Annotated in this window: 25 protein-coding genes; 4 read left to right on the top strand and 21 right to left on the bottom strand. The window is 68.6% G+C overall.

The window, feature by feature from the left end:
• The first annotated feature begins 177 nt into the window (after positions 1-177).
• Together ON19_RS38635 and ON19_RS02455 are read left to right on the top strand one after the other, a co-directional pair.
• Positions 178-1827, top strand: a complete 1650-nt coding sequence (locus ON19_RS38635; protein WP_083899101.1) for a sensor histidine kinase — start codon at positions 178-180, stop codon at positions 1825-1827.
• Positions 1828-1865: 38 nt separating this feature from the next.
• Complete coding sequence (locus ON19_RS02455; protein ID WP_051168458.1) at positions 1866-2573, top strand: response regulator transcription factor; 708 nt, start codon at positions 1866-1868, stop codon at positions 2571-2573.
• 362 nt (positions 2574-2935) lie between these two features.
• On the opposite strand, the gene ON19_RS02450 is transcribed toward ON19_RS02455, so the two are convergent.
• From ON19_RS02450 to ftsH, 19 genes are all read right to left on the bottom strand, one after another.
• Positions 2936-5491 carry an ATP-dependent Clp protease ATP-binding subunit gene (locus ON19_RS02450; protein WP_043685916.1) on the bottom strand — a complete coding sequence of 852 codons (2556 nt, stop codon included), beginning with the start codon at positions 5489-5491 and terminating at the stop codon, positions 2936-2938.
• A 311-nt stretch (positions 5492-5802) separates the two neighbouring features.
• Positions 5803-6708, bottom strand: coding sequence for an esterase/lipase family protein (locus ON19_RS02445; RefSeq protein WP_438803610.1), 906 nt, complete (start codon positions 6706-6708; stop codon positions 5803-5805).
• Positions 6709-6821: 113 nt separating this feature from the next.
• Positions 6822-7412 (bottom strand): anthrone oxygenase family protein, encoded by a 591-nt coding sequence (locus ON19_RS02440; protein ID WP_043685909.1) that lies wholly within the window; start codon positions 7410-7412, stop codon positions 6822-6824.
• A 133-nt stretch (positions 7413-7545) separates the two neighbouring features.
• The gene (locus tag ON19_RS02435; RefSeq protein ID WP_051168457.1) at positions 7546-8193 is read right to left on the bottom strand and encodes an FHA domain-containing protein; all 648 of its coding nucleotides are present in this window, start codon (positions 8191-8193) and stop codon (positions 7546-7548) included.
• A 182-nt stretch (positions 8194-8375) separates the two neighbouring features.
• Complete coding sequence (locus tag ON19_RS02430; protein ID WP_043685903.1) at positions 8376-8735, bottom strand: histone-like nucleoid-structuring protein Lsr2; 360 nt, start codon at positions 8733-8735, stop codon at positions 8376-8378.
• A 115-nt stretch (positions 8736-8850) separates the two neighbouring features.
• The gene (lysS, locus tag ON19_RS02425) at positions 8851-10350 is read right to left on the bottom strand and encodes a lysine--tRNA ligase (RefSeq protein ID WP_043685900.1); all 1500 of its coding nucleotides are present in this window, start codon (positions 10348-10350) and stop codon (positions 8851-8853) included.
• Positions 10351-10613: 263 nt separating this feature from the next.
• The gene (locus ON19_RS02420) at positions 10614-11036 is read right to left on the bottom strand and encodes a rhodanese-like domain-containing protein (RefSeq protein WP_043685961.1); all 423 of its coding nucleotides are present in this window, start codon (positions 11034-11036) and stop codon (positions 10614-10616) included.
• Between the two features lie 8 nt (positions 11037-11044).
• On the bottom strand, positions 11045-11653 hold the full coding sequence (locus ON19_RS02415) for a cysteine dioxygenase (RefSeq protein WP_083899100.1): 609 nt from the start codon (positions 11651-11653) through the stop codon (positions 11045-11047).
• 181 nt (positions 11654-11834) lie between these two features.
• Positions 11835-12632, bottom strand: coding sequence for a type III pantothenate kinase (locus tag ON19_RS02410; protein WP_043685894.1), 798 nt, complete (start codon positions 12630-12632; stop codon positions 11835-11837).
• A 17-nt stretch (positions 12633-12649) separates the two neighbouring features.
• Positions 12650-13069, bottom strand: a complete 420-nt coding sequence (panD, locus tag ON19_RS02405; protein WP_043685890.1) for an aspartate 1-decarboxylase — start codon at positions 13067-13069, stop codon at positions 12650-12652.
• Between the two features lie 13 nt (positions 13070-13082).
• The gene (gene panC / locus ON19_RS02400; protein ID WP_043685887.1) at positions 13083-14063 is read right to left on the bottom strand and encodes a pantoate--beta-alanine ligase; all 981 of its coding nucleotides are present in this window, start codon (positions 14061-14063) and stop codon (positions 13083-13085) included.
• Positions 14063-14992, bottom strand: a complete 930-nt coding sequence (locus ON19_RS02395; RefSeq protein WP_043685883.1) for a Rossmann-like and DUF2520 domain-containing protein — start codon at positions 14990-14992, stop codon at positions 14063-14065. Before ON19_RS02395 ends, panC begins: the two co-directional genes overlap by 1 nt.
• Before the next feature lie 155 nt (positions 14993-15147).
• Entirely contained in the window at positions 15148-16098 is a 951-nt protein-coding gene (locus tag ON19_RS02390) for a DUF6779 domain-containing protein (protein ID WP_051168456.1), read from the bottom strand.
• Between the two features lie 69 nt (positions 16099-16167).
• A complete protein-coding gene (locus ON19_RS02385; protein WP_043685955.1) occupies positions 16168-16638 on the bottom strand; it encodes a DUF3180 domain-containing protein in 471 nt (156 codons plus the stop codon).
• A gap of 2 nt (positions 16639-16640) precedes the next feature.
• A complete protein-coding gene (gene folK, locus ON19_RS02380; protein ID WP_043685880.1) occupies positions 16641-17177 on the bottom strand; it encodes a 2-amino-4-hydroxy-6-hydroxymethyldihydropteridine diphosphokinase in 537 nt (178 codons plus the stop codon).
• A gap of 61 nt (positions 17178-17238) precedes the next feature.
• On the bottom strand, positions 17239-17673 hold the full coding sequence (gene folB, locus ON19_RS02375) for a dihydroneopterin aldolase (protein ID WP_083899099.1): 435 nt from the start codon (positions 17671-17673) through the stop codon (positions 17239-17241).
• A complete protein-coding gene (gene folP / locus ON19_RS02370; RefSeq protein ID WP_051168461.1) occupies positions 17673-18512 on the bottom strand; it encodes a dihydropteroate synthase in 840 nt (279 codons plus the stop codon). The genes folB and folP overlap by 1 nt, the downstream gene beginning before the upstream one ends.
• A gap of 152 nt (positions 18513-18664) precedes the next feature.
• Complete coding sequence (gene folE / locus ON19_RS02365) at positions 18665-19276, bottom strand: GTP cyclohydrolase I FolE (RefSeq protein WP_227954967.1); 612 nt, start codon at positions 19274-19276, stop codon at positions 18665-18667.
• Between the two features lie 148 nt (positions 19277-19424).
• Complete coding sequence (ftsH, locus tag ON19_RS02360; RefSeq protein ID WP_043685876.1) at positions 19425-21806, bottom strand: ATP-dependent zinc metalloprotease FtsH; 2382 nt, start codon at positions 21804-21806, stop codon at positions 19425-19427.
• A gap of 357 nt (positions 21807-22163) precedes the next feature.
• Here ftsH and ON19_RS02355 point away from each other — a divergent pair, with 357 nt between their 5' ends.
• Positions 22164-23108, top strand: coding sequence for a hypothetical protein (locus ON19_RS02355; RefSeq protein ID WP_051168455.1), 945 nt, complete (start codon positions 22164-22166; stop codon positions 23106-23108).
• On the opposite strand, the gene ON19_RS02350 is transcribed toward ON19_RS02355, so the two are convergent.
• Complete coding sequence (locus ON19_RS02350; protein WP_043685873.1) at positions 23088-23921, bottom strand: DUF1266 domain-containing protein; 834 nt, start codon at positions 23919-23921, stop codon at positions 23088-23090. The two genes, ON19_RS02355 and ON19_RS02350, sit on opposite strands and share 21 nt — an antisense overlap.
• A 166-nt stretch (positions 23922-24087) precedes the next feature.
• On the opposite strand from ON19_RS02350, the gene ON19_RS02345 reads away from it, so the two are divergent.
• Positions 24088-24354, top strand: a complete 267-nt coding sequence (locus ON19_RS02345; RefSeq protein ID WP_043685870.1) for a DUF2277 domain-containing protein — start codon at positions 24088-24090, stop codon at positions 24352-24354.
• 7 nt (positions 24355-24361) lie between these two features.
• Here ON19_RS02345 and ON19_RS02340 read toward each other — a convergent pair whose 3' ends face one another.
• Positions 24362-25669 (bottom strand): PucR family transcriptional regulator, encoded by a 1308-nt coding sequence (locus tag ON19_RS02340; protein WP_051168460.1) that lies wholly within the window; start codon positions 25667-25669, stop codon positions 24362-24364.
• Positions 25670-25774: the final 105 nt, after the last annotated feature.

The following is a 25774-nucleotide window of genomic DNA, read 5'->3' as shown; positions in this document are numbered from 1 at the left end:
GCGGATCACAGGGAAGCTGCCACCGCGGATCACTGGAAGCAGGCGCGGCGGGCTGCTCTGTCCCAGGCTCGGCGTCCGGCAAATAGCCGAATCGGTGCGATTCCCGCGAAATACGTTCCCAGGCGGACGTCGAATCACGACCGAGCCGCATAGGCTACGTGGGTGCGGGTGGCAGGGATGACGGATCGAAGTTCGGTCGGCTGGGACTGGGGGGTCGCGCTCGTCGTGGCCGCAGTGCAGTTGGTCGGTGGCACCTTCGCGAATATGCGGCAGACGGGGGTGCACTCCCTCGACGTCCTCGGTTATCTGCTGCTGCTGGCCGGGCCGGTGGCGCTGATCTGGCGGCGCGTACAGCCGGTGCCCGTGCTGATCGTGGTGCTCGCCGTGTGCCTGGCGTATTTCGTGCGCGGCTACGGATACGGGCCCATCTTCGTCGCACTGGTCGTCGCCTTCCTCACCGCCGCGAGCGCCGGATCACGCTGGTGGACCTACCCTCTCGTCCCGCTCGGGTACCTGGCGCTGGTCTGGCCGCTGCCCGCGCTGCTCGGCCGCCCCGCCAACCTGTGGCAGATCTTCGCGTTGATGGCGTGGCTGGCCGTGCTGCTGCTGGCGGCCGAAGGAATCCGGCAGCGCAAGGCGGTGCTCGTCGCGCGCAAGCAGCGTGCCGAGGCCGCGCGCCGGGACGAGGAAGCGCAGCGCGAGCGGCGGGCCGGCGAAGAGCGCCTCGCCATCGCGCGTGAACTGCACGACGTGCTGGCACACAGTCTCTCGATGATCAACGTGCAGTCCTCGGTCGCGCTGGAACTGCTCGACAAGCGCCCGGAACAGGCCGAGACGGCACTCACCGCGATCAAGAACGCCAGCCGCGACGCGCTCGCCGAGGTGCATACGCTGCTGCACACGCTCCGCTCCGGCACCGCGGCCGCCGCGGCCGACGAGCAACCGGCCACGGACGACGCCGACGCGGAGGAGACCGGCCTGCGCCGGACCCGCCGTTCCGCACGCAACCGAAATTCGGCTGCAGCCGAGCGTACTTCGAGCGACGGCGACCGCCATGAGGAGGCGGCCGAGGCAGTGGCCGAGCCGCCACCCGCACCACGCGCCCCCGCACCGAGCATCGGCGACTTGGACGACCTTTTGCAGCGTCCCCGCGCCACCGGATTGACGGTCAACACCCGGATACTCGGCACTCCGCAGCAGCTGCCCAGCGTCATCGACGTGGCGGCGGCCCGGATCGTCCAGGAGTCGCTGACCAACGTGCTGCGGCACGCACCCGGCGCGGATGCCACGGTGACCGTGCGCTACACCGTGGATTCGGTCGACATCACCGTCGACAACACCCGGCCGACCAGTGCCACCTCGCGCTCCGGCGCCGGCGGCGGCAACGGCATCATCGGCATGCGCGAGCGCACCCACGCGCTCGGCGGCGCGCTCACCGCGGGTCCGCGCCCCAGCGGCGGGTTCCGGGTCGCCGCTCGGCTGCCCACGCGGACACCCGAACCAGGCGCAACCACGCCGACGGGGACGCCTTCAGCGAACACGGCATCGCAGACGGATCCGCAGGGCGCGGCCAGTGCGCTGACCCATGGCCCCGCCACACCGGTAACGCCGAAACCAAGCCCTGACGCCTTGGCACCCGGAACACCGGCATCTGCCGACGCGGCGGCCGGTATGTCATCAGCGGACGGCAAGGCACCGCGTACGACCTCCTCGGGCAACGCGGATGCGAGCCCCGACGAGCCGCGTACGGCGGCGGCCGGACCGCAGCGCCGCCCCACCGACGCGGACGAGCGGACGAGCACCCGGGCGGGTCGCGCACGGCGATGACGGCACCACGCGACCCGGCCGACGGCAGAGGAGACCCGATGCACGACGACTCCGCCGGGACGGACGCGGCGCCCGGGCCGCCCGGTGACATCCGGGTTCTCGTGGCCGACGACCAGGCGCTGGTGCGTGGCGGCTTCGTCGCGTTGCTGGATGCCCAGGACGGCATCGAGGTGGTCGGCGAGGCGGACAACGGCGAGCGGGCGGTGCGCATGACCCGCGCAATCCGCCCCGACGTGGTGCTCATGGACATCCGCATGCCGATCCTGGACGGTTTGGCCGCTACCCGCATGATCGCCGAGGACCCGCAGCTGGCCGGTGTCCGCGTGGTCGTGCTGACCACGTTCGAGCTCGACGAGTACGTCTTCGAGGCCCTGCGCTCCGGCGCGACGGGATTTCTGGTCAAGCACACCGAACCGGCCGATCTGGTGCGTGCCGTCCGCGTGGTCGCCGCAGGTGATGCCCTGCTGTCGCCCGGCGTGACGCGGACATTGATCGCGGAATTCTCCGCGCGCGCGAAAATTCCGCCTCCGGCCAGCCTCACCGAGCTCACCGACCGCGAGCGCGAAGTGATGACCTTGGTCGCCGAGGGCCTCACCAACGCCGAGATCGGCGAACGCCTCTATATGAGCCCGGCCACCGCCCGCACGCACGTCAGTCGCATTCTCACCAAACTGAACGCCAGAGACCGCACCCAATTGGTGGTCATGGCCTACGAATCCGGGCTCGTCCGCCCGGGCTGGCAGTAACCAAGGCTGGCGCCACCACTCGCGACGGCATGGCGAGACGTCGTTCGCCCGGCCCGATATCACGGCAATAGCAATTCTTCAGCAATCATTTGATTTCCCACCCCGACGGCACTTGGCAATTATCTGGTTAATTCCTGAGCGGCAGCTTCGCGCGTTCGTGTCCAGGCATATCGCAAAGTGACGACGCGCGACGATGGCTCCGGTATGTCCACAGCGCAGTCCTTCGGCATGAACATTTTCACTCGACCCGAGGCCGTGAGTTTCCTGGCCGATCATTACGACGGCGGCGTCCGGGAGCACCGCAGAAGCACAAAAGCCCGTGCCCACCGGCATCCGGTGGGCACGGGCTTTCGCGTTGCGACTTACTCGCCCGAGGCGGCCTCGGTGGAACTTTCCGTCGCGCCGGTCAGCACGACTTCCGGCTTCTCCTCGGTCTGTGCCTTGGTCAGCTTCGCCTTACCGGTGAAGGTGAACTTGGCATCCTCGCCGGAGCCTTCGCCGTCCCAGCCCTCGACGTCGACGTCGATGGTCTGACCGGGGCCGATCTCGCCGAAGAGGATCTTCTCCGACAGCTGGTCCTCGATCTCGCGCTGGATGGTGCGGCGCAGCGGCCGAGCACCGAGCACGGGGTCGAAACCACGCTTGGCCAGCAGGTTCTTGGCGTTCTGAGTGAGCTCGATCGCCATGTCCTTGTTCTTCAGCTGCGTGGCGACGCGGTTGATCATCAGATCCACCATCTGGACGATCTGGTCGGTGGTGAGCTGGTGGAAGACGATCACGTCGTCGATGCGGTTGAGGAACTCGGGGCGGAAGTGCTTCTTCAGCTCGTCGTTGACCTTCAACTTCATGCGCTCGTAATTCGAGCCCTCGGCATTGCTCTGCGTGAAGCCGAGGCCGACGGCCTTCGAGATGTCCGAGGTACCGAGGTTCGAGGTGAAGATCAGCACCGTGTTCTTGAAGTCCACGGTCCGGCCCTGGCCGTCGGTGAGACGGCCGTCCTCGAGCACCTGCAACAGGGTGTTGTAGATCTCCTGGTGGGCCTTCTCGATCTCGTCGAACAGCACGACCGAGAACGGCTTGCGGCGCACCTTCTCGGTGAGCTGGCCGCCCTCCTCGTAGCCGACGTAGCCCGGAGGGGCACCGAACAGCCGCGAGGCGGTGAAGCGGTCGTGGAACTCGCCCATGTCGATCTGGATGAGCGCGTCGTCGTCGCCGAACAGGAAGTTCGCCAGCGCCTTGGACAGCTCGGTCTTACCCACGCCGGACGGGCCGGCGAAGATGAACGAGCCGGACGGACGCTTCGGGTCCTTCAAGCCGGCACGGGTGCGGCGGATGGCCTTGGAGACGGCCCTGACCGCGTCCTCCTGGCCGATGATCCGCTTGTGCAGCTCGTCCTCCATGCGGAGCAGACGGGTGGTCTCCTCCTCGGTGAGCTTGAACACGGGGATACCGGTCCAGTTCGCCAGCACCTCGGCGATCTGCTCGTCGTCGACCTCGGCCACGACGTCCAGGTCACCCGAGCGCCACTGCTTCTCCCGCTCGGCCCGCTTGGCGACGAGCTGCTTCTCCTTGTCGCGCAGCCGCGCGGCCTTCTCGAAGTCCTGCGCGTCGATCGCGGACTCCTTCTCCCGGCGCGCCTCGGCGATCTTGTCGTCGAACTCGCGCAGGTCCGGCGGAGCGGTCATGCGACGGATGCGCATCCGGGCGCCGGCCTCGTCGATCAGGTCGATCGCCTTGTCCGGCAGGAACCGGTCGTTGATGTAGCGGTCGGCCAGGGTGGCGGCCGCCACCAGCGCGCCGTCGGTGATGGAGACCCGGTGGTGCGCCTCGTAGCGGTCGCGCAGACCCTTGAGGATGTTGATGGTGTGCTCGACGGTGGGCTCGCCCACCTGCACCGGCTGGAACCGGCGCTCGAGCGCGGCGTCCTTCTCGATGTACTTGCGGTACTCGTCGAGGGTGGTCGCGCCGATGGTCTGCAGCTCGCCGCGGGCCAGCTTCGGCTTCAGGATCGAGGCCGCGTCGATGGCTCCCTCGGCGGCGCCCGCACCGACGAGCGTGTGCAGCTCGTCGATGAACAGGATGATGTCGCCGCGGGTGTTGATCTCCTTGAGCACCTTCTTCAGGCGCTCTTCGAAGTCACCGCGGTAGCGGCTGCCCGCGACCAGGGAACCCAGGTCGAGGGTGTAGAGCTGCTTGTCCTTCAGCGTCTCCGGGACCTCGCCGTTGACGATGGCCTGCGCGAGACCCTCGACGACGGCGGTCTTGCCGACGCCGGGCTCGCCGATCAGCACCGGGTTGTTCTTGGTGCGGCGGCTGAGCACCTGCATGACGCGCTCGATTTCCTTCGAGCGGCCGATGACCGGGTCGAGCTTGCCCTCCAGCGCGGCCTGGGTCAGGTTGCGGCCGAACTGGTCGAGCACCAGCGAGGTGGACGGGGTGCCCGCCTCGCCGCGCGAACCGGACTCCACCGGCTCCTTGCCCTGGTACCCGGACAGCAGCTGGATGACCTGCTGGCGCACACGGTTGAGATCGGCGCCCAGCTTCACCAGCACCTGCGCCGCCACGCCCTCGCCCTCACGGATGAGGCCGAGCAGGATGTGCTCGGTGCCGATGTAGTTGTGACCGAGCTGCAGCGCCTCGCGAAGGCTCAGCTCCAGCACCTTCTTGGCGCGCGGGGTGAACGGGATGTGACCGGACGGGGCCTGCTGGCCCTGGCCGATGATCTCCTCCACCTGGCTGCGCACGCCTTCCAGCGAAATGCCGAGCGACTCCAGCGACTTGGCCGCGACGCCCTCACCCTCGTGAATCAGCCCCAGCAGGATGTGCTCGGTGCCGATGTAGTTGTGGTTGAGCATCCGGGCCTCTTCCTGGGCCAGGACGACGACACGCCTCGCGCGGTCGGTGAACCTCTCGAACATCGCTCCCTCACTCTCCTGCTCCGACATTCTGGCAACAGACGCCGCAGTGTGCTGTGTACAACAACCGTGGGCGTCAGCCTGCCATGAAGCCCGGGGGTTGCGGCCCCCGCCTCCACTCTAGTTGGCGGGAGATGCCGCCGCCGCCAGTCCACCCTATTGCCGACCGGCGACAGCACGGTCATTCACTCATAACGTGGGCGGCGCGGGATTCGTTTCCAGCCGGGTTTTGCCCTCAGCGAACAGACTGCTCGCCGACCGGATCACTGCCGAACACGTTCGACCTGGGCTGCCTACCCGGTGTACGGGTGGACCTAACCGCAGGGCACCGGGCGTTGATGCGCGGGATCGAGCGCGTTGAGCACGTAGGTCGCGGCCCTCCGACTGCCCGCTATGCCGGTATGTCCAGAGTAGTCCGTCGCGCAGCCGTCCTGAACCACGATATTCGTCACTCGCGGCCCGGTGACCAATCCGGCGGTGTAGGGCACCACGAGCTCGTCCAGCACGGTCGCGATGTTGGTGTAGGTCACGTCCGGGTGGTAGACGCCGTCCGAGTTGAGGGCGCGTACGAACTCCGACCCCTGCAGCACCTGGCGGCACGCCATGCACGGCGACCCGGCCACGGCGTCGAAGAACGGGCCGAGGCCCAGGCGCGTGCCGAACTCGTTCAGGTCCGCCATGCCGCCGGCGTTCGAGCCGAGCCAGGGCGGAGCCAGCCCGACCATCTTGTCCACCTTGCTCGCGCCCGCGAGCCGCTTGACGAAGTAGTTGCCGATGAAATTGCCCTGGGAATGGCCGATGAGGTCGACCTCGGCCGCGCCGGTCGCGGCGCGTACCCGGTCTACGAAAGCACCGAGCTGGGCCGCGCTCTGCTCGATCGGGAGCATGCCGCCGACGGCCGAAGCGGGCCACGGCAGGTTGTAGGCGCCGAACGTGCTCGAGTACACGCAGTAGCCCTCGTTGGCCAGCAGCGGCGCATACACGCCCCAGTTCGTCTGTGCGCCACCACCCGTGCCGTGCACGAGAACCACGGGGTTCGGGTGCTCCGAGCCGGGCCGGCAGGACCAGTCGTTGGTTCCGGGCAGCGAACCGCCGGGATTCGCCAGCTCGGCGGGAATCCCGGCGAAGAAGTTGTAGTCGACCGGATATCGCTCCTGCGTCGGCCGCGCGTGCGCCGAGCCCGCGGTGCCGCACACCGCGGCGAGCAGAACGATCAGCAACGAAAAGCCTGGGACACGCCGCACAATAGCCTCCCGGTCCGGTCTCGTCTTCCCGGGAAGCTACCGCACGGAGTGGCCCAGACGGAGTAGATTCCGGCGGGTCGTTGCGGAAACTAGCTCTGACCGAAGGCGGGCGCGCCGGACCGGTCCGCCGCGTACTGGCCGGCGACCGGATGGCCCGGCGTGCTGGCCGCGGCGGTGGCCTTCCCCTGCTGAATGCCTGCGGCGAACAGCGCGCCGCACAGCGCCAGGAAGGCCAGCGTGTGGACGACGCCCCGCACGAGGTTCCAACGGACCCAGGCGGATTCGAAATCGGCGCGCACCGCGGCGAGGTCGGCGATCGAGGCCGGGTCGCCCGCCGCCGCCAGCTGGTCGTTGAGCGGCACGTTCAGGCCCGAGGTCACCGCGAACGCGATGACGTTGAGCACCAGCGCCAGCACGATCCAGATCAGCGTGCCGCGGTGCTCCCGGCCCAGGTGCAGCGCGGCCGCCAGGACGGTGCCGCCGACGGTGCCGAGGAACGCGATCATGAACCACGGATTGATGATCACCACGTTGATCTTCTGCATCACGTCGATCATCGCCCGGTCGTCGGTGCGGGCGAGCGCGGGCATCACCGAATTGGCGTACGCGTAGAACAGGCCCGCGATCAGGCCTGTCGCCAGCGTGGCGAACACCAGTGCGGCGAGACGTGTGGCGGTCATGACTTCCTCCTGCTGGGAAACTCGGCCGGACTCGTTCTCGATCCGGCTGCTGAGTCCAAGTCAAGCCGCTGTCGTCACGACTCTCCATGGCCGAGAAGCTCGCCCGCCTAAGCGAGCGTCTACCGTGAAGGTCTCACAGGTCCCGATCGGAAATGAGCCCACTCTGCATGGCCAATCCAGCCAGCCGAACGCGCTTCTGGTTCTGCGGCAGATCCTCCACGCCGAACTTGGCGAACAGCGCGCGCAGGTGGGTCTTGATCGCGTCGACGCTGAGGAACAGTTCCTCGGCGATCTGCTGATTGGAGGCCGGAGTGGCGAAGCCCGCGCCGTGCTTGTACGGGCGGCACAGCGCGATCAGCACCGAGCGCTGCGTTTCGGTGAGCGAGCGCGCGGTGGGCATCGAGCCGGTGGAGGTGCGAGTGATGTCGTCGGGCACGCCGCCGAAGTCGTGAAAGGACACCCGCGAGGTGCCGACCCGGATGACGTCGCCCGCCATCAGCCTGCGGCGGCCGACCAGCCGGTCCCCGTTGACGAATGTGCCGTTGCGGGACAGACCGTCGTCCACGATGGTCCAGTGCGCACCCAGGTACTCGACCGCCGCGTGCAGGCGGGAGACCTCCGCGTCCCAGCTCAGCGCGAGATCGGCATGCGGGGAGCGGCCGATCGTGACGCGCCCGCGGTCGGGGGTGAGCGTGAGCTCCTGCTGCCGACCGGCGTCATCGGTGAACCGCAAGAATGATCCGACGAATCCTGTCACTGCGCCGATACCTCGCCTCTCCATACCGCCAGTGACCGTCGCACGTTTCCATGGTGCCGCGTTCGGGTACCACGAGCAAGATCGATTCATCCGCCCGTGACGGGCCACCGTGGGATCCGGTCTCGCTGCTATATCGAAGGTCTATCACAAACAAGACCGCCGCCCCGACGTCGCACGATTCGCCGGGACGGCGGCCGAAAATAGAACTATCCCTTCGCGGCCTTGTTGTACGCGTCGGTGATGTCGGCGGAGATGCGGCCCCTGGCGGACACCTTGTGTCCATTCCGACGCGCCCACTCACGAATTGCGGCGCTTTGTTCCCGGTCGATCGAGACCCGGCTCTTGGGCGTCCCCGCGGTGGCCGCGGCGGCCTTGACCCGGCGCCGGCCGCTGACCCGGCGCGCATTCGAAACCCACTCTTCCAAACCGTCGCGCAGCTTCGCCGCATTTGCCGACGACAGGTCGATCTCGTACGACACACCGTCGATCGCAAACTCGATGGTCTCGTCCGCGATGGACTCACCGTCGACATCGTCGATCAGGCTAACGGTGACCTTCTTTGCCATGAGATGAACGTCCTCTCGAAATCGTGCGACCCGCATACTAGGCCGATTACCCGAGGCAAGAATACCCCGAATTCCGGAAATTCCAAGACGGAGCCGCTGCTTTGCAATCCAGTGGTCACCTGGTGACCGGACGCACAATTGGGAACAGTATCGTTTCGCGGATTCCCAATCCCGTGAGCGCCATCAACAAGCGATCGATTCCCATACCGGTTCCGGTGGTCGGCGGCATGCCGTGCTCCATCGCCGCGAGGAAGTCCTCGTCGAGCACCATCGCCTCGTCGTCGCCCTGTGCGGCCAGCCGAGCCTGGTCGACGAACCGCTCGCGCTGGATCACCGGGTCGACCAACTCCGAATAGCCCGTGGCCAACTCGAAGCCGCGCACATAGAGGTCCCACTTCTCCGTGACGCCTGCCGCACTCCTATGCTGCCTGGTCAGCGGGGATGTCTCCACCGGGAAGTCGCGCACGAAAGTCGGCGCGTAGAGCTTGTCGCCATACTGGTGTTCCCAGAGTTCCTCGACGAGTTTCCCGTGGCCGTAGCCCTTGCCCTCCGGAATTTCCAGACCGACCCGATCCGCCAGTGCCCGCAATTCGGCGACCGAAGTTTCCGGGGTGACCTGCACTCCCAGCGCGTCCGACAGCGAGGGGTACATCTCCACGGTCGCCCACTCGCCGCGTAGATCGTATTCGGTACCGTCGGCCAGGGTCACCACCTGGGTGCCGAACGCCTCCTGGGCCACTTCCTGCACCAATTCCCGGGTCATCACCGCCGAGTCGTCATAGGTGCCGTATGCCTGGTATGTCTCGAGCATCGCGAACTCGGGGGAATGCGTGGAGTCCGCTCCCTCGTTCCGGAAGTTCCGGTTGATCTCGAAGACCCGCTCCAAGCCGCCGACCACGCAGCGCTTCAGGAACAGCTCCGGCGCGATGCGCAGGTAGAGGTCCATATCGAGGGCATTGGAACGGGTGACGAACGGCCGGGCCGCGGCGCCGCCGTGCAGCGTTTGCAGCATCGGCGTCTCCACCTCGAGGAATCCCCTGCGCTCGAGCGCGTTGCGCAGCGCACGCACCACGGCGATGCGGGTGCGGGCCATTTCCCTGGCTTCGGGGCGCACGATCAGATCGACATAGCGCTGCCGGACCCGCGACTCCTCGTTCATCTCTTTGTGCGCCACCGGCAGCGGCCGCAGGGCCTTCGCCGCCATGGACCAGGAATCGGCCATGACGCTCAGTTCCCCGGTGCGGGAGGAGATGACCTCACCGTGCACGAAAACGAAGTCGCCGAGATCGACATCGGCCTTCCAGGCGGCGAGGGCGTCCGCGCCGACCCCGTTCAGGCTGATCATCGCCTGCAGCTTGGTGCCGTCACCCTCCTGCAGTGTCGCGAAACACAGCTTGCCGGTATTACGCAGGAATATGACGCGTCCGGCGACGCCCACCTGTTGTCCGGTGGCGGTGTCGGCGGCCAGGTCCGGATATGCGGCCCGAATTTCCGCGAGGGTATGCGTGCGCGGCACGACCACGGGATAGGCATCGCCACCGGCCGCTAGCAGCCGCTCCCGCTTCTCCCGCCGAATCCGTATCTGCTCCGGGGCGTCGTCGGCGTCGGGCGCCACGGCAGGCCGCGAATCCGATGTCGATGCGCTGGAGGATGCAGAGTTCGGGGTGCTCACATCGAACAACCCTAGCGTGCACCGGAAATCGTTTTGCGAGCCGCCCGGACTCTGACTCGGAGTAACGAAACGGTATCGATGCTCTGCCCCGATCCGGACCGCCGGGCCGAGGCTCCGGATACGCGAAATAGCCGGTGCGCATCGAGCGGTGTCCGGAAACACCTGTGCGACCGGCTATTTCGAGATGGAAGTGTTCGCGGGTGATTTTACAGGGACGCGAGCGCGTCGAGCTCACGTGCGAAGTGCGGCGCCCCCATGGCGACGTTCAGCAGGCCGGCCGCCTTCAATGCCTGGTAGCCGCCCACCAGGTCGGTGGCCCGGTGCAGCCCGAGTTGCTGGAGAGCGGCGGCCGCCAGGCTGGAGGTATAGCCCTCGGAGCAGACGACGATCCATTCCACGTCGTGATCGGCGGCCAGCGCCAAGCGGGCGGAGCTGGTGGGGTCGAGCCGCCATTCCAGGACATTGCGCTCGATCACCAGCGCGCCGGGCAAGGTGCCCTCGCGCCCGCGCTGCGCCTGGGGCCGGATATCCACCAGAATGGCGCCGCGCTCGATAGCTTGCGGCAATTCGAAGGCGTAGATCCGCTCGAGTTGGGCCCGTGCGTTCTCGAGCATCTGATCGATGGTCAAACGGGTCATCACATATCACCTTCGGGCTGGTCGGTGAGAACGGTTCGAGTGCGCCGGAGGGTGCCGTGACCGGTCACCTCGTAATAGGACATGGCGGTGAGCGGCGGGGAATAGGCGTGCACGCTCAGCGTCGGGTCGAGCGGACCCGCGGAGTCGGCAGCGCCGGGCACGGCGGCGGGCGCGCGCATGACGTCGTGCACCCAGCCGATCGGGAACGAAGCCTGGTCACCCGCCGCGAGCGTGCGGCAGCGCAATTCCGTTCCGTTCCAACGGTATTCCGACAGCGCGCCGCTGAGCACGGTGAGTGCGCCGAGCGACCCGGCGTGGTCGTGCAATTCGGTCGATTTACCCGGAGTCCAGCTGATCAGCCAGACATCGACCTCGTCGTCGGCGAGCAATCTGGTCGCCCAGCGCTCGTCCACCGGCCACGTCCCGTCCGCGGGAAGCAGGTGGTCGTACCGCCCGGCCAGCACATCCTCGGCGCCTTCGTCGGTCAGCCGGAGCAGATCGGCCGGACGCAACCGGGTGGGAAGCGCGGGCGACACCGAGCGCTCCACCGGAGGGGTAGCCGAAAACGCGGTGCGCGCGGAAGAAAGGGAAAGAACAGAAGAACGCATGAGCGAATCTCCAGGAGGAAGGTATCGGTCGAGGGCGGGAAGGCAGCCTCGATCGGTCGAGGCAAGTCAGCCTCGACAACACTCCTGGGTGCTCACGCGGGAAGTCACGAAAGTGAGTTTAACAGCATCCGGCGCGGTATCGACAAGTACCCGGCCTGCGACAAAGCCGACACCGCGCATTTCAGACACTTCCCTTGCGCCGCTGGTTGCGTTCGTATACGAGCCGGAGCCCGGTCAGCGTGAGGTGCGGATCGTGATCGTCGATCGTTTCGGATTCCGGGACGATCAGCGGTGCGGTCGCGCCGGTCGCCACGATCGCGACATCGTCGCCCGCGAAGGCGTCGAACTCGTCGCGAATCCGATCGATCAGACCGTCCACCAGTCCGGCGAAACCGAAAACCGCTCCGGACTGCATGCACTCCATGCTGTTCTTCCCCAGCACCGACCGCGGCCTGGTCAGCTCCGCCCGCCGCAGCGCGCTGCGTTCCACCAGCGCCTCGGTGGAGATCTCCACACCGGGCGCGATGATGCCGCCCAGGAACTCGCCCTTCTTCGACACCAGATCGACACAGATCGCCGTGCCGAAATCGACGACGATCGCGGGTGCGGAATACCGCTGGTAGGCGGCCAGACAATTGACGATACGGTCCGCGCCGACTTCTTTCGGATTGTCCACCAGCAACGGAATCCCCGTGCGCACACCGGGTTCCACCAATACATGCGGAACGTGAGCCCAGTACTGACCGAGCATGGCGCGCAGTTCACGCAGCACGGGCGGCACCGTCGAAAGCGCGGAGACGCCGATCACCTCGTCCAGCTGCGCGCCGACCAACCCGCGCACCTGCATGGCGAATTCGTCGGCGGTCAGCAACGGATTGGTGTGCATTCGCCAGTGCCGCACCAGTTTCGAATGCGCCCCGGAACCGGAGAACAGACCGAGTTCGATACTGGTGTTGCGGACATCGATGGTCAGCAGCATGTCCCGGTCGCCGGTCCTCAGACGAACGACAGGGAGCGCGGCGAGGTCAGGCCCGAGCCCTCCGGAGCGTGCGCCGGGTCCGAGCCGAGCTCGACCGGACGATTGCGCTCGTCGACGAACACGACCTTAGGGTCGTAGTCCGCGATCTCCTGCTCGTTCAGCTGACCGTAGGCGATCAGGATGACGAGGTCACCCGGATGCACCAGGTGCGCCGCGGCGCCGTTGATCCCGATCACACCGGACCCCCGCTCACCGGCGATGACGTAGGTCTCCAGCCGGGCGCCGTTGTCGATGTCCACGATGCAGACCTGTTCGCCTTCCAGCAGGTCGGCGGCATCGAGCAGGTCTTGGTCCACGGTGACCGAGCCGACGTAGTGCAGGTCGGCGTGCGTCACGGTGGCGCGGTGGATCTTCGACTTCATCATGGTGCGCAGCATTGCGTCGCCCTTTCTAGTTCGCGGGGAAGATCGGGGCGGGCTCGGACACCGCCGGGGCATGCTGGGAGGAGTCCACGGCGGGCCGCGAACCGGAGACGTTGGGATGGCCGTCGATCGGAGCGCCGAGCGTGACGGCGACGTTGTCGATGAGCCGGGTCGCGCCGACCCTGGCCGCGATCAGCAGCCTGGCGTTGCCGGTCGCCGGGGCGGGCCCCAGAGTGGCCGAGCGCAGCTCCAGGTAGTCGACGTCCACGCCGGTCGCGGCATCGAGCACCTGGCGGGCGGCCGCGAGTACCGCGTCACCGCCGAGGCCGCCTGCGTGCTTGCCCGCCGACAGGGACGCCGACAGGGCGAGCGCCGCCTCGCGCCGCACCGGGTCGAGATAGCGGTTGCGTGAGGACAGCGCCAAGCCGTCGGCCTCGCGCACGGTGACCACCGGAGTGATCTTGACGTCGAAATTCAGGTCGCGGACCATCTGCCGGATCAATGTGAGCTGCTGATAGTCCTTCTCGCCGAAGAACGCCTCGGTCGGCCGCGCGATCTGCAGCAATTTGGCGACCACGGTGAGCATGCCCGCGAAGTGGGTCGGGCGGCTGGCGCCCTCCAGCTCCGCGCCGAGCGGACCGGGGTGCACCGTGGTGCGCGGACCGTCGGGGTACATGTCGGCCACGCTCGGCGCGAACACCAGCTCGACGCCCTCCGCGCGCAGCAGCTCGACGTCGGCGTCCAGCGTGCGGGGATACTTGTCCAGATCCTCGTTCGCCCCGAACTGCAAGGGATTGACGAAGATCGAGACGACGACGACCTGGTTGGTGCGTTTGGCCAGCCGCACGATCTCCAAGTGGCCTTCGTGCAGCGCGCCCATGGTCGGCACCAGCGCGACGGTGCGGCCGACACCGCGCAGAGCGGCGGACACCGCGCCGAGTACGGCGGGATCGTGGTGCACGGTCAGCTCACCGGGCCGGTAGGCACCGCCCAATTTCGGATCGAACATCAGTGTCCTTCCAGCAGCTCGATGACGGCCGGGGCGGTGCCGGCCCGTTCCGCGGTGCGCAGCGACAGCGCGCGGTACGCCGCGGCCAGCCGGGGATCGACCGACGACAGCGCGTCCAGATGCGCGGCCACCGCGTCCGCGTCGCCGCGGGCCACCGGGCCGGTCAGCGCGGACTGGCCGCGGCGCAGTGCGTTGTCCAGCGCCGCCGATGCCAGCGGGGCGAGCAGGCGCTCGGCCAAGCCGCCCGGCTGGTCGTCGACGAGCTGCTGGCCGATCAGGCCCGGCCCGTCCAGGGCTGCCCGCAGCGCGGCGACCGCGTCGACGATCACTGTGACCAGGTGATTGCTGCCGTGTGCGAGAGCGGCGTGGTACAGCGAGCGTTCGGCCTCGCGCACCCGGACCGGCTCACCGCCCATTTCGATCACCAGCGACTGCGCGATGGCGTAACCGACCTCGTCGGCCGCGGTGATGCCGAAGCAGGCGTTGCCCAGCCGGGGCACGTCTTCGTCGTGTCCGGTGAAGGTCATGGCGGGATGGATGGCCAGCGGAACGGCGCCGATCTCGGCGAGGGGCGCGAGCACGCCGACGCCGTTGGCGCCGGAGGTGTGCGCGACGAGGGTGCCCGGCCGGACGACTCCCGCACCGGCCAGGCCACGAACCAGGCCGGGGAGTTCGGTGTCGGGTACGGCGAGCAGCAGCAGCTCGCTACGGGCGGCCACCTGTTCGACCGGCAGGATCTCCGATTCGGGCAGCCGGGTCTCGGCACGGCGCACCGAGGCGTCGGAGATCGCGCAGACGCCGAACACGATGTGTCCGGCCCGCTCGAGTGCGGCGCCCAATGCCGAGCCCACACGTCCCGCCGAGACGATTCCCACCGTCAGGCGTGCGGGCGCGGGGTCGAAGCCCGAAGCAGCGTTGTCTGAATTCACGCTTCTCGAGGTCAACGTTGTCCTCTCGATGTCGTTCCAGTCCCGCCATGCGGGTACCGGACGGTACGCCAAGAGAATATCGGCAGGCGGTTCTCTGCCGCCACGGGGTGCCCGCGTGATCTATGCCGCAGTGCCGGGGCAGCGCCGGCCGCGGGTCACCGGCGTTCGCGCTCCTCGGACTGCAGGTTGGCCATGATCTCCGCGACCGAAAGACGACGCGACGGCGTCTCGTCGTCGCTCTCGGCCCTGCGCCGCCTGCGCGCGCTCGGCGTGCCCATGGTCGGCGCGGACGCCGGCCGCGGGGCAGGCTCCCGGGTCGGCCACGGCCGCGCGGCGGGCTGGGTCGGCGGCTCGTCGACCGGCTCGTCCACAGTCTCGGTGAAGGCGTCGGCCCAGCCACGCGGCTCGGCGTAGCGCGCATGCTCCGCGTCGGCCTGCTCGTCGTCGTCATCGTCGATGGAGACCACCGCGGTCTCGGCGGTGACCGGATCGTCGAAGGGGCTGGCGAAGGCAGGCGGCTCGGGATGATCGGGCTCGAAGATCGGCGTCATACTGCTATGCGGTTGCTGGTCGGCGAACACCGACCACATCCCGGCATTCGCGGAGCTATTGTTCCCGGATTCCGCTCCCGAGCTGGTCAGCTCCTGAATCCGGGTCGCGTCGGCGCGCAGCGCCGGGCGATCCATCGGCAGATCCCCGTCGAACAGCCGCTGCAGGCTCTGCCGCAGCACGGTGAGTTCCGCGCGCAAGGCCGCGAGTTCGGCCGCGTCGGCGCCCACTTCCTCCCGCACTCGCGCCTCTACGCCGAGCTCGTACTCGCGTCGCGCGGTGACCTCCCGCTCCAACTGCAACTCGTAGACGGTCTGTAGATCACGGACCTTCGCCTTGTCGATATCCGCTTCCTTGCGGTACTTCGTCGCAGCCAGAGCGCCGATCGCCGCCGCCCACAGCGCCGCAATCAGACCTACCCGTACGAACTGCACGCTGTTACTGAAGATCAGGAAAACGCTGGCAACCAGGCCGAGCAAGATCAAGATGCCGACGAACAATTTTCCCGCGTCGTCCCGCCGTCGACGGGAAGTGCTGCTACGGGAGGGTGAAACCATGCCAGCCAGGGTAGCCAATAGGTGGAGCCGCGCCCACACAACGTTTGGTGATTCCGTTCGTAAAGCTAGCTAGGTAGTTGCCGCATCGTCGGTCGGATCGTCCGGCGCCCGGCAGCAATACTCCAACCAGAGGGCCGCAGCAACCAAAGCCACCCCCGCCAGCATCCCGACGATCGCACCCGGGCTGTCGGCGGCCGCCGCGCGCAGCGTGCCGCGCTGCGGGAAAACCCAGCACAGAAAACCGAGCCAGATGCCGGCGGAGATCGCACCCACCTGCACCGACGCCTTGGCCAGGGCGACGGCGCGGGCCGCGGTGATCGGATGCAACTGGTGGCGGCCGTCGCCGATCTCGTGGTCGTTGACCCTGGCTCGGATCACGAAAGCGAGCACCGCCTCGATGGCGGCCACCGGGTACAGCGAGGCTCCCGCGAACACCGAGATCGGCGGGAAGTTGTCGTAGGCCACCCTGGTGGCGATCCACGCGAGGATCGCGGCGATCAGCACGGTCGCCACGAGGTCGAGGACGCGAGTCGGCTTCAGTTTCACGAGGGCAGGCCCGTCAACGAGAATTCGGTGCGGCGCACCCCGGCGCGCTCGGCCGGATCCAGCCGCGCCAGCAGATCCGCCACGGCGTGCGGTACGCCGTCGACCTCGAGCACCGCGTCCGGCACGACGTCCAGCCACGGCACCAGCACGAAAGCGCGCCGGTGCGCCTGGGGGTGCGGCAGAAGCAGATCCGGGTCGGCACTGCGGCACGCGACCGGTTCTCCATCGCGCAGTTCGGCACACCACACCACGTCCACGTCGAGTGTGCGCGCGCCCCAGCGCACTTCGCGCACGCGTCCAGCGGCCTGCTCCAGATCTTGGCCCCGGCGCAGCCAGTCCGCGCAGCCGAAGACCGGATCCTCTACCAGCACAGCGGCATTGAGGTAATCCTCCTGCTGCACGCCGCCCCACGGCGCGGTCGAATACACGGCGGAGGCGGCCAGCACCCGATGCCCGAACCCGTCCAGCACACTGCGCAGATGGGCGAGCCGGTCTCCCAGGTTCGAACCGATGGACAGCACGGCACGGGTCATCGGCGCGCCTCCGCGGCGCCCGGCGCGGTCCGGAAAATGGCCGCGCCGCGATTGCGCTCGGTCATTCGGCGGGCTCCCGGTGCCGGGAGGTGATCACCCGCACGTCGGCGAACGTGTGCGGGATCGGCGCGGACGGCTTGTGCAGCACCACCTCGACCGACGTGATCCGCGGATCGGTCATCACGTCGTCGGCGATCTCCGACACCACCGTCTCGATGAGGTTGCGCGCCTGGCCCTGGACGATGCGCACCGCACGCTCGGCCAACGCGCCGTAGTCCACGGTGGCGGCCAGGTCGTCGGACGCCGCGGCCGAGGCGAAATCCACCCACACCGTCAGGTCGACCAGGAATTCCTGACCGTCACGACGCTCGTGCTCGAAGACACCGTGATGTCCGAAGGCGCGCAGGCCGCGCAACTCGATCCGGTCGGCGCCGCGCTTGGTCGCCGAATCGCGCGTCGGCGCATCGTGTTCGGCGTGGACCGGGGACCGGCTCATCATCGAGCTCCTTGCGCACTGGGTCGGACGGTGTCGTGCCGTGCGGCATTCTGCCACGCGTCGGTGACCGCGATGGCGTCCAGCGAGGCGCGCACGTCGTGCACCCGCACACCCCACGCGCCGTGCAGTGCGGCCAGTGCCGAGATGGTCGCGGTGGCCGTCTCGCGGCCGTCCGGTGGACGCGGCCCCGCCTCGTCGGCGAGGAGGGAGCCGAGGAAACGCTTGCGCGACGCGCCGATCAGGACCGGCAGCCCGTGCGCGACCAGTTCGGGCAGCGCTCCCAGCAGAGCCCAGTTGTGCTCGGCGTTCTTCGCGAAGCCCAACCCCGGGTCGAGGATCAGCCGGGACGGGTCTACGCCGGCGGCGACGGCCAGGTCCACCTGCGCGGTCAGCTCGGCGAGCACCTCGGCGACCACGTCGTCGTAGTGGTCCGCCGGTCCGGTGTGCCGGTAGTCGGCGCCCGCCCGCCAGTGCATGAGGATCCACGGGACCCGCGCGGCGGCGACCACTCGCACCATGTCGGCGTCGGCGCGACCGCCGGAGACGTCGTTCACCACCGACACCCCCGCCTCGATCGCCGCGGCGGCCACCGCGGCGCGCATGGTGTCCACGCTGGTCGGCACGCCCGCCGCGACCAGGCCGCGGATGACCGGTGTCACCCGGGCGGCCTCGGTCGCCGCATCGATGCGCACCGCGCCCGGCCTGGTCGACTCGCCGCCCACGTCGATGATGTCCGCGCCGGCGGCGTACAGCCGCACGCCGTGCGCGATGGCCAGCTCGGGATCGAGGTATCGCCCACCGTCGGAGAACGAATCGCTGGTGACATTGACCACGCCCATCACCACGCAGGATCGCCCGGCGCGGGCGCCGACGCTCTCGAGCCCACCCGCCCGCGCTCCGGTCGCCGATCGACCGTCCGGGCGTGCGGTGGCGGTGTCGTCCCCGGTCGCCGCGCGCCCTCCGCTGCTCGGTTCCGACACCGCGGGCCCGCTCACTTCCGAAGTATCAGATCGAGCGCCTCGGCCCGCGAGGCGGCGTTGGACTGCAACAGCCCGCGCACGGCGGAGGTGGTGGTACTCGCGCCCGGCTTGCGGATACCGCGCATCGCCATGCACAGGTGCTCGGCCTCGATCACCACGATGGTGCCGCGCGGATCCAGCTTGCGCATCACCGCGTCGGCGATCTGGCTGGTCAGCCGCTCCTGCACCTGCGGGCGCTTGGCGTACAGGTCGACCAGCCGGGCGAGCTTCGACAGACCGGTGACCCGCCCGTGCGGGCCGGGGATGTAACCGACGTGGGCGACGCCGTGGAACGACACGAGGTGATGCTCACAGGTGGAGTACATCGGGATATCCCGCACCAGCACGAGTTCCTGGTGGCCCTCGTCGAACGTGGTGTTGAGCACCGAATCCGGTTCCACGTAGAGCCCCGCGAAGGTTTCCCGATAGGCGCGTGCGACCCGGGCGGGCGTCTCCCGCAGCCCCGGCCGATCCGGGTCCTCACCGACGGCGAGCAGCAATTCCCGCACCGCCGCTTCGGCCCGTGCCTGGTCGAACGATCTACCGCTCTCCAGGGCGACCGGTCCAGGCTCCGCCAGGCCGATGTCGAAACCATCGTGTTCAGCACTATCCGCTTCGGCGAGGGTGTAGCCACCGCCGTGATCGTTGGCCGACAATCGAGGACACCTCCAAACTCCCAGGGCGCCGGCAATTTCTCGGCACCCCACGATGGTCGAGCCTAATCGTCACTGTTCAGTGACGACCGTTCGGTCCATCCCAATCACCGTTGTCGCCCTCGCCGTTCGGGGTGGCGCGGCGCGGCTCGTCGTAGCCGCCGCGGTCACCGTAACCGTCCCGGTCGTAGCCGCCTTCCGCGGTCCCCTGCGGACCCCACTGCTGGTAGCCGTGCCGCGGCTGCTGCGAGTCACCCCAGCCGGGCTGACCCTGCTGCTGCGGCTCGTCCCGGGGCGGCCAGCCGGGAGCCGACCATCCCGCGGGAGCGCCGTAGTCCGGCCGCGAACCGTGGGTGCCCTGGCGCGGATAGGCCGGGGCGGGCGCCTGCGGCAGCGGGTAGCCGGGTGCCGACGGGCGGGCGTACTGCGGCGGAGCTCCGTAACCGCTTTCGTGCGGCGGGTAGCCGTTGGAGGCCTGCGGGTCACGCTGCGCGGACGCGGCCACCGCCGGTTCCGGCGGCCACGACTCGCCGCGCTCGGCGGCCAGCTCGCCCGGGGTCTTCACCGGCGGCTTGTCCGAGGGGACGCGGTCGCCGAAATCGTTGAACGCGGTGATCCGCGGGCGCTTCTGCACCGACGCGAGAATCTGCTCGAGATCCTTGCGGTGCAACGTCTCCCGCTCCAGCAGCGCGGTGGCCAGGTCGTCGAGCACGTCGCGGTAGTCGTTGAGGATGGCCCACGCCTCGGTGTGCGCTGCCTCGATCAGGTTGCGCACCTCCACGTCGATCGCGCCCGCCACCTCGTGCGAGTACTCCGAACCCATGCCCATCGAGCGGCCGAGGAACGGGTCGCCCTGCTCCTGGCCGTAGCGGACCGCGCCGAGCCGGGAACTCATGCCGTACTCGGTGACCATCGCGCGGGCGATCTTGGTGGCCTGGTCGATATCGGAGGACGCGCCGGTGGTCGGCTCGTGGAACACCAGTTCCTCGGCCGCGCGGCCGCCCATCGCCATGACCAGGCGGGCGATCATCTCCGAGCGGGTCATCAGGCCCTTGTCGTCCTCGGGCACCGTCATGGCGTGCCCGCCGGTACGTCCGCGCGCCAGGATGGTGACCTTGTACACCGGCTCGATGTCCGGCATCGCCCAGGCGGCCAGGGTGTGGCCGCCCTCGTGGTAGGCGGTGATCTTCTTCTCGTGCTCGCTGATGATCCGGCTCTTGCGGCGCGGGCCGCCGATCACGCGGTCTACCGACTCCTCCAGCGATTCGCCGGTGATCACCGCGCCGTGCTCGCGGGCGGTGAGCAGCGCGGCCTCGTTGATCACGTTGGCCAGGTCGGCGCCGGACATGCCGACGGTGCGCTTGGCCAAGCCGTCCAGGTCGGCGTCCGGAGAGATCGGCTTACCCTGCGAGTGCACCCGCAGGATCGCGCGGCGACCGGCGAGGTCCGGATTGCCGACCGGGATCTGCCGGTCGAACCGGCCCGGACGCAGCAGCGCCGGATCGAGGATGTCGGGGCGGTTGGTCGCGGCGATCAGAATGATGCCGGTGCGGTCGCCGAAGCCGTCCATCTCGACCAGCAACTGGTTGAGGGTCTGCTCGCGCTCGTCGTGACCGCCGCCGAGGCCGGCGCCGCGCTGGCGGCCGACCGCGTCGATCTCGTCGACGAAGATGATGCAGGGGCTGTTCTGCTTGGCCTGCTCGAACAGGTCGCGCACCCGGGAGGCGCCGACACCGACGAACATCTCCACGAAGTCCGAGCCGGAAATGGTGAAGAACGGCACGCCCGCCTCACCGGCGACGGCACGGGCCAGCAGGGTCTTACCGGTGCCGGGCGGGCCGTAGAGCAGGACGCCCTTGGGGATCTTGGCGCCGAGAGCCTGGTAGCGAACCGGGTTCTGCAGGAAGTCCTTGATCTCGTAGAGTTCCTCGACCGCTTCGTCGGCTCCGGCCACGTCGGAGAACGTGGTCTTGGGCATGTCCTTGGACAGCTGCTTGGCCTTCGATTTGCCGAAGCCCATCATGCCGCCGCGGCCGCCGCCCTGCATGCGGGCCATCACGAAGATGAACAACCCGAGCAGGATGACCATCGGCAGCACGAACAGCAGGATCTGGGTGAACCAGCTCTCCTGTTTGACCACGGTGTTGTAGGGCGCGCCGGAGGTCTTCACCGCGTCGAAGATCTGGGCGGAGGTCTCGCTTCCGCCCGGATACTTCGCGATGATCTTGTTCTGTCCGCCGGTGGCGTCGTTGCCGTCCTTCAGTTCGATGCGCAGCTGCTGCTCACGATCATCGATTTGAATGTTCTGAACGTTGCTCTTGTTCTCGAGCTGGCTCAGGGCAACCGATGTATCGACGCTCTTCCAGCCCCGCGTGTCGTTGCCGAAATAGCTGAACGCATAGATCACGAGCAAAATGCCCGAGACTATGGCCAGGGTGCGAAACACTGTCTTGCGGTTCATAGAGCGTCGGCCGGGGCGGCCAGTCCTTTCCGGTGTCTCCGGTTCTTGCCTAGCGATGCGTCTGGCGCGTCCGGTTCCGCGGGGGTTCGGATGCGGACATGCCACGTTACCGCGTACGGTCTAGTCGATACATCGCACAGTTCGACTGCAGGTGCAGCTAATGAGGTAAACGGCCGGGGATCGACGGTGGTTCCCGATGTCTCCGGTCCGGCTTCCTCCAAGTGGCAACAATCATGGCATGTTCGGCCTATCGTGAGCGACGACACAACCTCGCGGCGCGAGCGACGGGCACGTAGGCGGTAGCTCGCAAACCACGAAAACCCCGGGAGCGCCGCACCAGACACGAGCGCAGGGGGTATGGACATAGTCGAGCTACGGACACCCACAGCGATACTGCGTCACGGCCGCGGCCGGCTGATCGTCCTGCGGCCCGGGTCCGACGGCGAGCGCGTCCTCGATGTCCCGGTCTCGGACCTGCTCAAGGTCCGGCTGAACCGGCGCGCGGACGACGCGGTCGTCATCGAGATCTATCTGCGTTATCCCACGCCCGTACTCACCGGCGTGCCCGCGGACCGCACCCCGTTGCCGGTCCTGATCGCCGAGCACGACGTCCCGGCGGCCATCGAGATCATCGACCGGCTCAACGCGCACATCCTGGCCACCCAGCGCATCGACGTGGCGGCGCCGGATCTGCGCCCGCCGGCGCCCACCTGGGGCCGCGGCGGTCCCGTTCGCGCGGACGTGGAGCGGGCCACCCGAAGGATGTCGCCGCGCCGCGAGACGAAACAGGCGATAGCGGCTCTGCATCGTTACGTGACGCCGGACGAGTACGTCCTGGAGACCGCCGTCGCGATCGCGCAACCACCCGCGGGCAACGGCTCCGGCGTGCTCGCCGCGACGACGGCGCGCCTGCTGTTCGTCTCGATCGGCGACAGCCGGTACGCGCACGAACTCCCGATCCCCGTGGTCTTGTGGGCGCGCGTCACCGACACCCCCACCGCGGGCCGCGGCGAGATCGGTCCCGGGCGCGGCGCCACCGGCATCGAGGTGCACGACGGCAGCCGGACGCTGCATTTCACCGGCGTCGACCGCGCAGACACCGAGCGGGTCACCTGCGCGGTGAACTTCGCGGTGCGCAGGGAATCCGCCGACGGGGCCGCGGGCTCCGCGGATCCCGGTGTGGCCCAGCTGTATTCGGAGTGGGAGCTGCTGGTCGAGCGGCACTCCCTCGGCATGGTCGACGACGCGCAGTTCCAGCGTTACGGCCGCGGCATCCTGCGCTCACTCCCCGACGGGAGCTGAGTTCAGCGCGACCCGCCGCCACGGGCTGGTCGGGCGCAGCCACAGCCGCAGCAGTTCCTTGCGGCGATCGACACCGCCGTTCTTCAGCTCGGCCAGGTCCTCGCAGGCCTGCCAATAGGTCCAGCCGGTGAGGTAGGCGTCGCCGAACTGACGCCAGTTGCGGTACTTGCTCTGGGCCAGCGGCAGGGCGCGCGCCAGATAGCCCCAGGCCACGTCGGCGTCGAGGTAGCCGGCCGTGTAGGCCATCCTGGCCACCGCGACCACCCTGGCCAGATCCCAGGCGTGGATGTCGCTGGGCAGCGGCCGGGCCAGATGGTCGGTGAATCCGATCTTGATCGCCTGCGACCAGATGTCGTAGTCGCGGACCAGCGCCTCCGGATTGTCCATGCCGCGGAACGCGCCGACCTGCCGCAGGAACGCCCGGTGCCGGTCGGCCCGCTCGCCGAACCGATCGCGCTCGCTGGCGTTGATCGAGGCCGCCACCAGCGGGTGCACCAGTGCGTAGAGCGGGGCGTGCATGCCCTCGAGCAACTGCTCCATCGAGGCCCGCGCCTCGGTGCCGTCGGTGATGCCCCACGCTCCGGTGAGCGTGTCGATGGCCAGCTCGCGCCGGTCACCGAGGGGATGCGCGCGTTCGGGACCGAGCAGCAGCGCGTCGTGGAAGGCGTCCCAGCGCGCCGAGTAGAAGGCGCCGAGGGCCAACGCCCGCAGTTCGTCGTCGGATACCGCGGCGCCGGACCAATGGTCTTCCTCCCGCTCGTCCAGCTCCGCGTACGGAAACGTCGTCAAGGTCGGTACACCGCGCGCAGACATGCCCCCGATTGTTCCCCATCCGTCCCGGCGGACGCTCGCTATTCGCGGATGGCCGCGCATGTTCGTCGCCGCGGCGGGTCGAGTGCGCGTCCGCTGGGCGAATAGTTTTCGGCCTCGGTGACTTCTTGCCCTGACGCATGTCGTGATCTGGGGCTAGTGTGCTCGCATGTGTAGAAACATCACCGTCCTGCGTGGTCTGGAACCTGCCGCAACCGAGCAGGAAATCTATGCCGCCGCACTGCAGTACGTGCGCAAGGTCGGTGGCGTGTCCGGCCTGAGCTCGACCACCAAATCGGCCGTCGACAAGGCCGTCGCGGCCATCGCAGAGGCGACCACCACGTTGCTCGCCGAGTTACCCGACCGCAGGGTGGCGCCGCCCACCGAGCCGCCACTGCGCCGCATCGCGGCGCGCGAGGCGGTGGCGGGAGAGTAGCCGCGGTTCAGGGCAGGGCGTCCGCGCCGTAGACGTCGACGCACACCAGCGCGATCTCCAGCGGCAAGCCCCGCTCTTCGATCGGATATCCCAGCAGCTGTTCGATCCGCTGCACGCGGTAGCGAACCGTGTTCTTGTGCACACCGAGCGCTTTCGCCGTGGCCTCCGGGCTGCGGTGCCCGCGCAGATAGGCGTGCAGCGTCTCGCGCAGCCGCGCGGCGTTCGCATCCCGGCTCGCGAGCGCGCCCAGCTCACGCTCGACCAGCCCGCGCATGGCCGCTTCGTCCGCGCCGGCCAGGTAGGCGATCTCCACCGCTCGATACCCGGTGACCCGCGGGCCGCCCGCAGGTGCGCGCTCGGCGACCTGCCGCGCGGCGACCGCCTCGCGATGACTGCGGCGGAAGCCGGCGATTCCTGCGGCGGGCACACCGAACGCGACCCGCACCGGCGCCTCGACCTGCGCCTCGGCCAGCCGCTCCAGCTGTCCCGGCGCCGCGAGTTCGGCGGCGCGTTCCACGTCGTCCGAACCGGCCCACGCCCACATGGCGCTGGCGCCGGACGGAACGGTGAGCACCCGTGCGCTGCCGAACGACGCGGCCAGCCGGGCCGCGACCCGGTCCAGCAATCCGGTCGCCTCCGCGTCCGCGGGCTCGCCGGTCGGCTCGTCGGTCCACAGCACGAAGGCCAGGTGTTGCCGGGAGAGCCGGTAGCCCAGCCGCACCGACGCCTGCTCGACGTCCACGTCGTCGCCGTCCAGCAGGGCGCGGACGGTCTCGGCCCGCCGGTTGATGGCGGCGCGCAGGACTTGTTCGCGCTCCTCCATGTAGGTGTCGGTGAGCAACTCGACCGAGGTGCTCATCCATTTGGTGGCCCGCTCGAACAACCGCAGCAGCACCACGCGCTCGAGTTCCGGCGTGGTCCGCCGGTGCTCGACGACCTCGGTCATGTAGTCCAGCACCGCCTCCATACCCACGTGATAGACCCGCAGCAGCAACCGCAGCTCGAAGCCGCGCCGGGCCACGCTGCGCGCGAACGCGTGCGCCTCCTCCGGCAGCGAGAACTCGAAGGCGTCGCTGGGCAGGCGGCTGAGCACGATCCTGGCGTGCGCCCGGGTGCTGGCCGCGAGGTCGCGGCGCATATCGCGATCGGCGAGTTCGGGGATTCGCGCGATGATGACGTCGTCGAGCCGGGTGACGATCCGCTCCAGTGTCTCGGCGCGCATCGTCTCGTAGACGTAGTCGGCCAGCCAGTCGCGCACCTCGTCGGGTGCCGGGCTCGGCCGGTCCGCGGCGCGCGGCGTGCGCCGCACGGTCATCGCCATCTCCTCAGGCCGACAGTGTTTGTTACCCAGGGACAAATTTGCCCTTCTTCCTTGACAATATGGGCCAAGAAAGTCTCTTCGGATTGTGTCACGATCATA

Source organism: Nocardia abscessus NBRC 100374, assembly GCF_000308455.1.
GTDB classification, from domain to species: domain Bacteria; phylum Actinomycetota; class Actinomycetes; order Mycobacteriales; family Mycobacteriaceae; genus Nocardia; species Nocardia abscessus.
The sequence above is the reverse complement of the archived record's forward strand: the minus strand, read 5'-3'. Positions and strand labels throughout refer to the sequence as shown.

Bases quoted from the DNA above. Each gene is read 5' to 3' on its own strand.
- ON19_RS02430 (WP_043685903.1), bottom strand. From the start codon at position 8,735: ATGGCAAAGAAGGTCACCGTTAGCCTGATCGACGATGTCGACGGTGAG.
- ON19_RS02440 (WP_043685909.1), bottom strand. From the start codon at position 7,412: ATGACCGCCACACGTCTCGCCGCACTGGTGTTCGCCACGCTGGCGACA.
- ON19_RS02355 (WP_051168455.1), top strand. From the start codon at position 22,164: ATGGACATAGTCGAGCTACGGACACCCACAGCGATACTGCGTCACGGC.
- ON19_RS02450 (WP_043685916.1), bottom strand. From the start codon at position 5,491: ATGTTCGAGAGGTTCACCGACCGCGCGAGGCGTGTCGTCGTCCTGGCC.
- ON19_RS38635 (WP_083899101.1), top strand. From the start codon at position 178: ATGACGGATCGAAGTTCGGTCGGCTGGGACTGGGGGGTCGCGCTCGTC.
- ftsH (WP_043685876.1), bottom strand. From the start codon at position 21,806: ATGAACCGCAAGACAGTGTTTCGCACCCTGGCCATAGTCTCGGGCATT.
- ON19_RS02455 (WP_051168458.1), top strand. From the start codon at position 1,866: ATGCACGACGACTCCGCCGGGACGGACGCGGCGCCCGGGCCGCCCGGT.
- ON19_RS02350 (WP_043685873.1), bottom strand. From the start codon at position 23,921: ATGTCTGCGCGCGGTGTACCGACCTTGACGACGTTTCCGTACGCGGAG.
- folB (WP_083899099.1), bottom strand. From the start codon at position 17,673: ATGAGCCGGTCCCCGGTCCACGCCGAACACGATGCGCCGACGCGCGAT.
- ON19_RS02435 (WP_051168457.1), bottom strand. From the start codon at position 8,193: ATGGAGAGGCGAGGTATCGGCGCAGTGACAGGATTCGTCGGATCATTC.
- ON19_RS02340 (WP_051168460.1), bottom strand. From the start codon at position 25,669: ATGACCGTGCGGCGCACGCCGCGCGCCGCGGACCGGCCGAGCCCGGCA.
- ON19_RS02410 (WP_043685894.1), bottom strand. From the start codon at position 12,632: ATGCTGCTGACCATCGATGTCCGCAACACCAGTATCGAACTCGGTCTG.
- panD (WP_043685890.1), bottom strand. From the start codon at position 13,069: ATGCTGCGCACCATGATGAAGTCGAAGATCCACCGCGCCACCGTGACG.
- ON19_RS02415 (WP_083899100.1), bottom strand. From the start codon at position 11,653: ATGCGTTCTTCTGTTCTTTCCCTTTCTTCCGCGCGCACCGCGTTTTCG.
- ON19_RS02345 (WP_043685870.1), top strand. From the start codon at position 24,088: ATGTGTAGAAACATCACCGTCCTGCGTGGTCTGGAACCTGCCGCAACC.
- folK (WP_043685880.1), bottom strand. From the start codon at position 17,177: ATGACCCGTGCCGTGCTGTCCATCGGTTCGAACCTGGGAGACCGGCTC.
- panC (WP_043685887.1), bottom strand. From the start codon at position 14,063: ATGTTCGATCCGAAATTGGGCGGTGCCTACCGGCCCGGTGAGCTGACC.
- folP (WP_051168461.1), bottom strand. From the start codon at position 18,512: ATGGGCGTGGTCAATGTCACCAGCGATTCGTTCTCCGACGGTGGGCGA.
- ON19_RS02390 (WP_051168456.1), bottom strand. From the start codon at position 16,098: ATGGTTTCACCCTCCCGTAGCAGCACTTCCCGTCGACGGCGGGACGAC.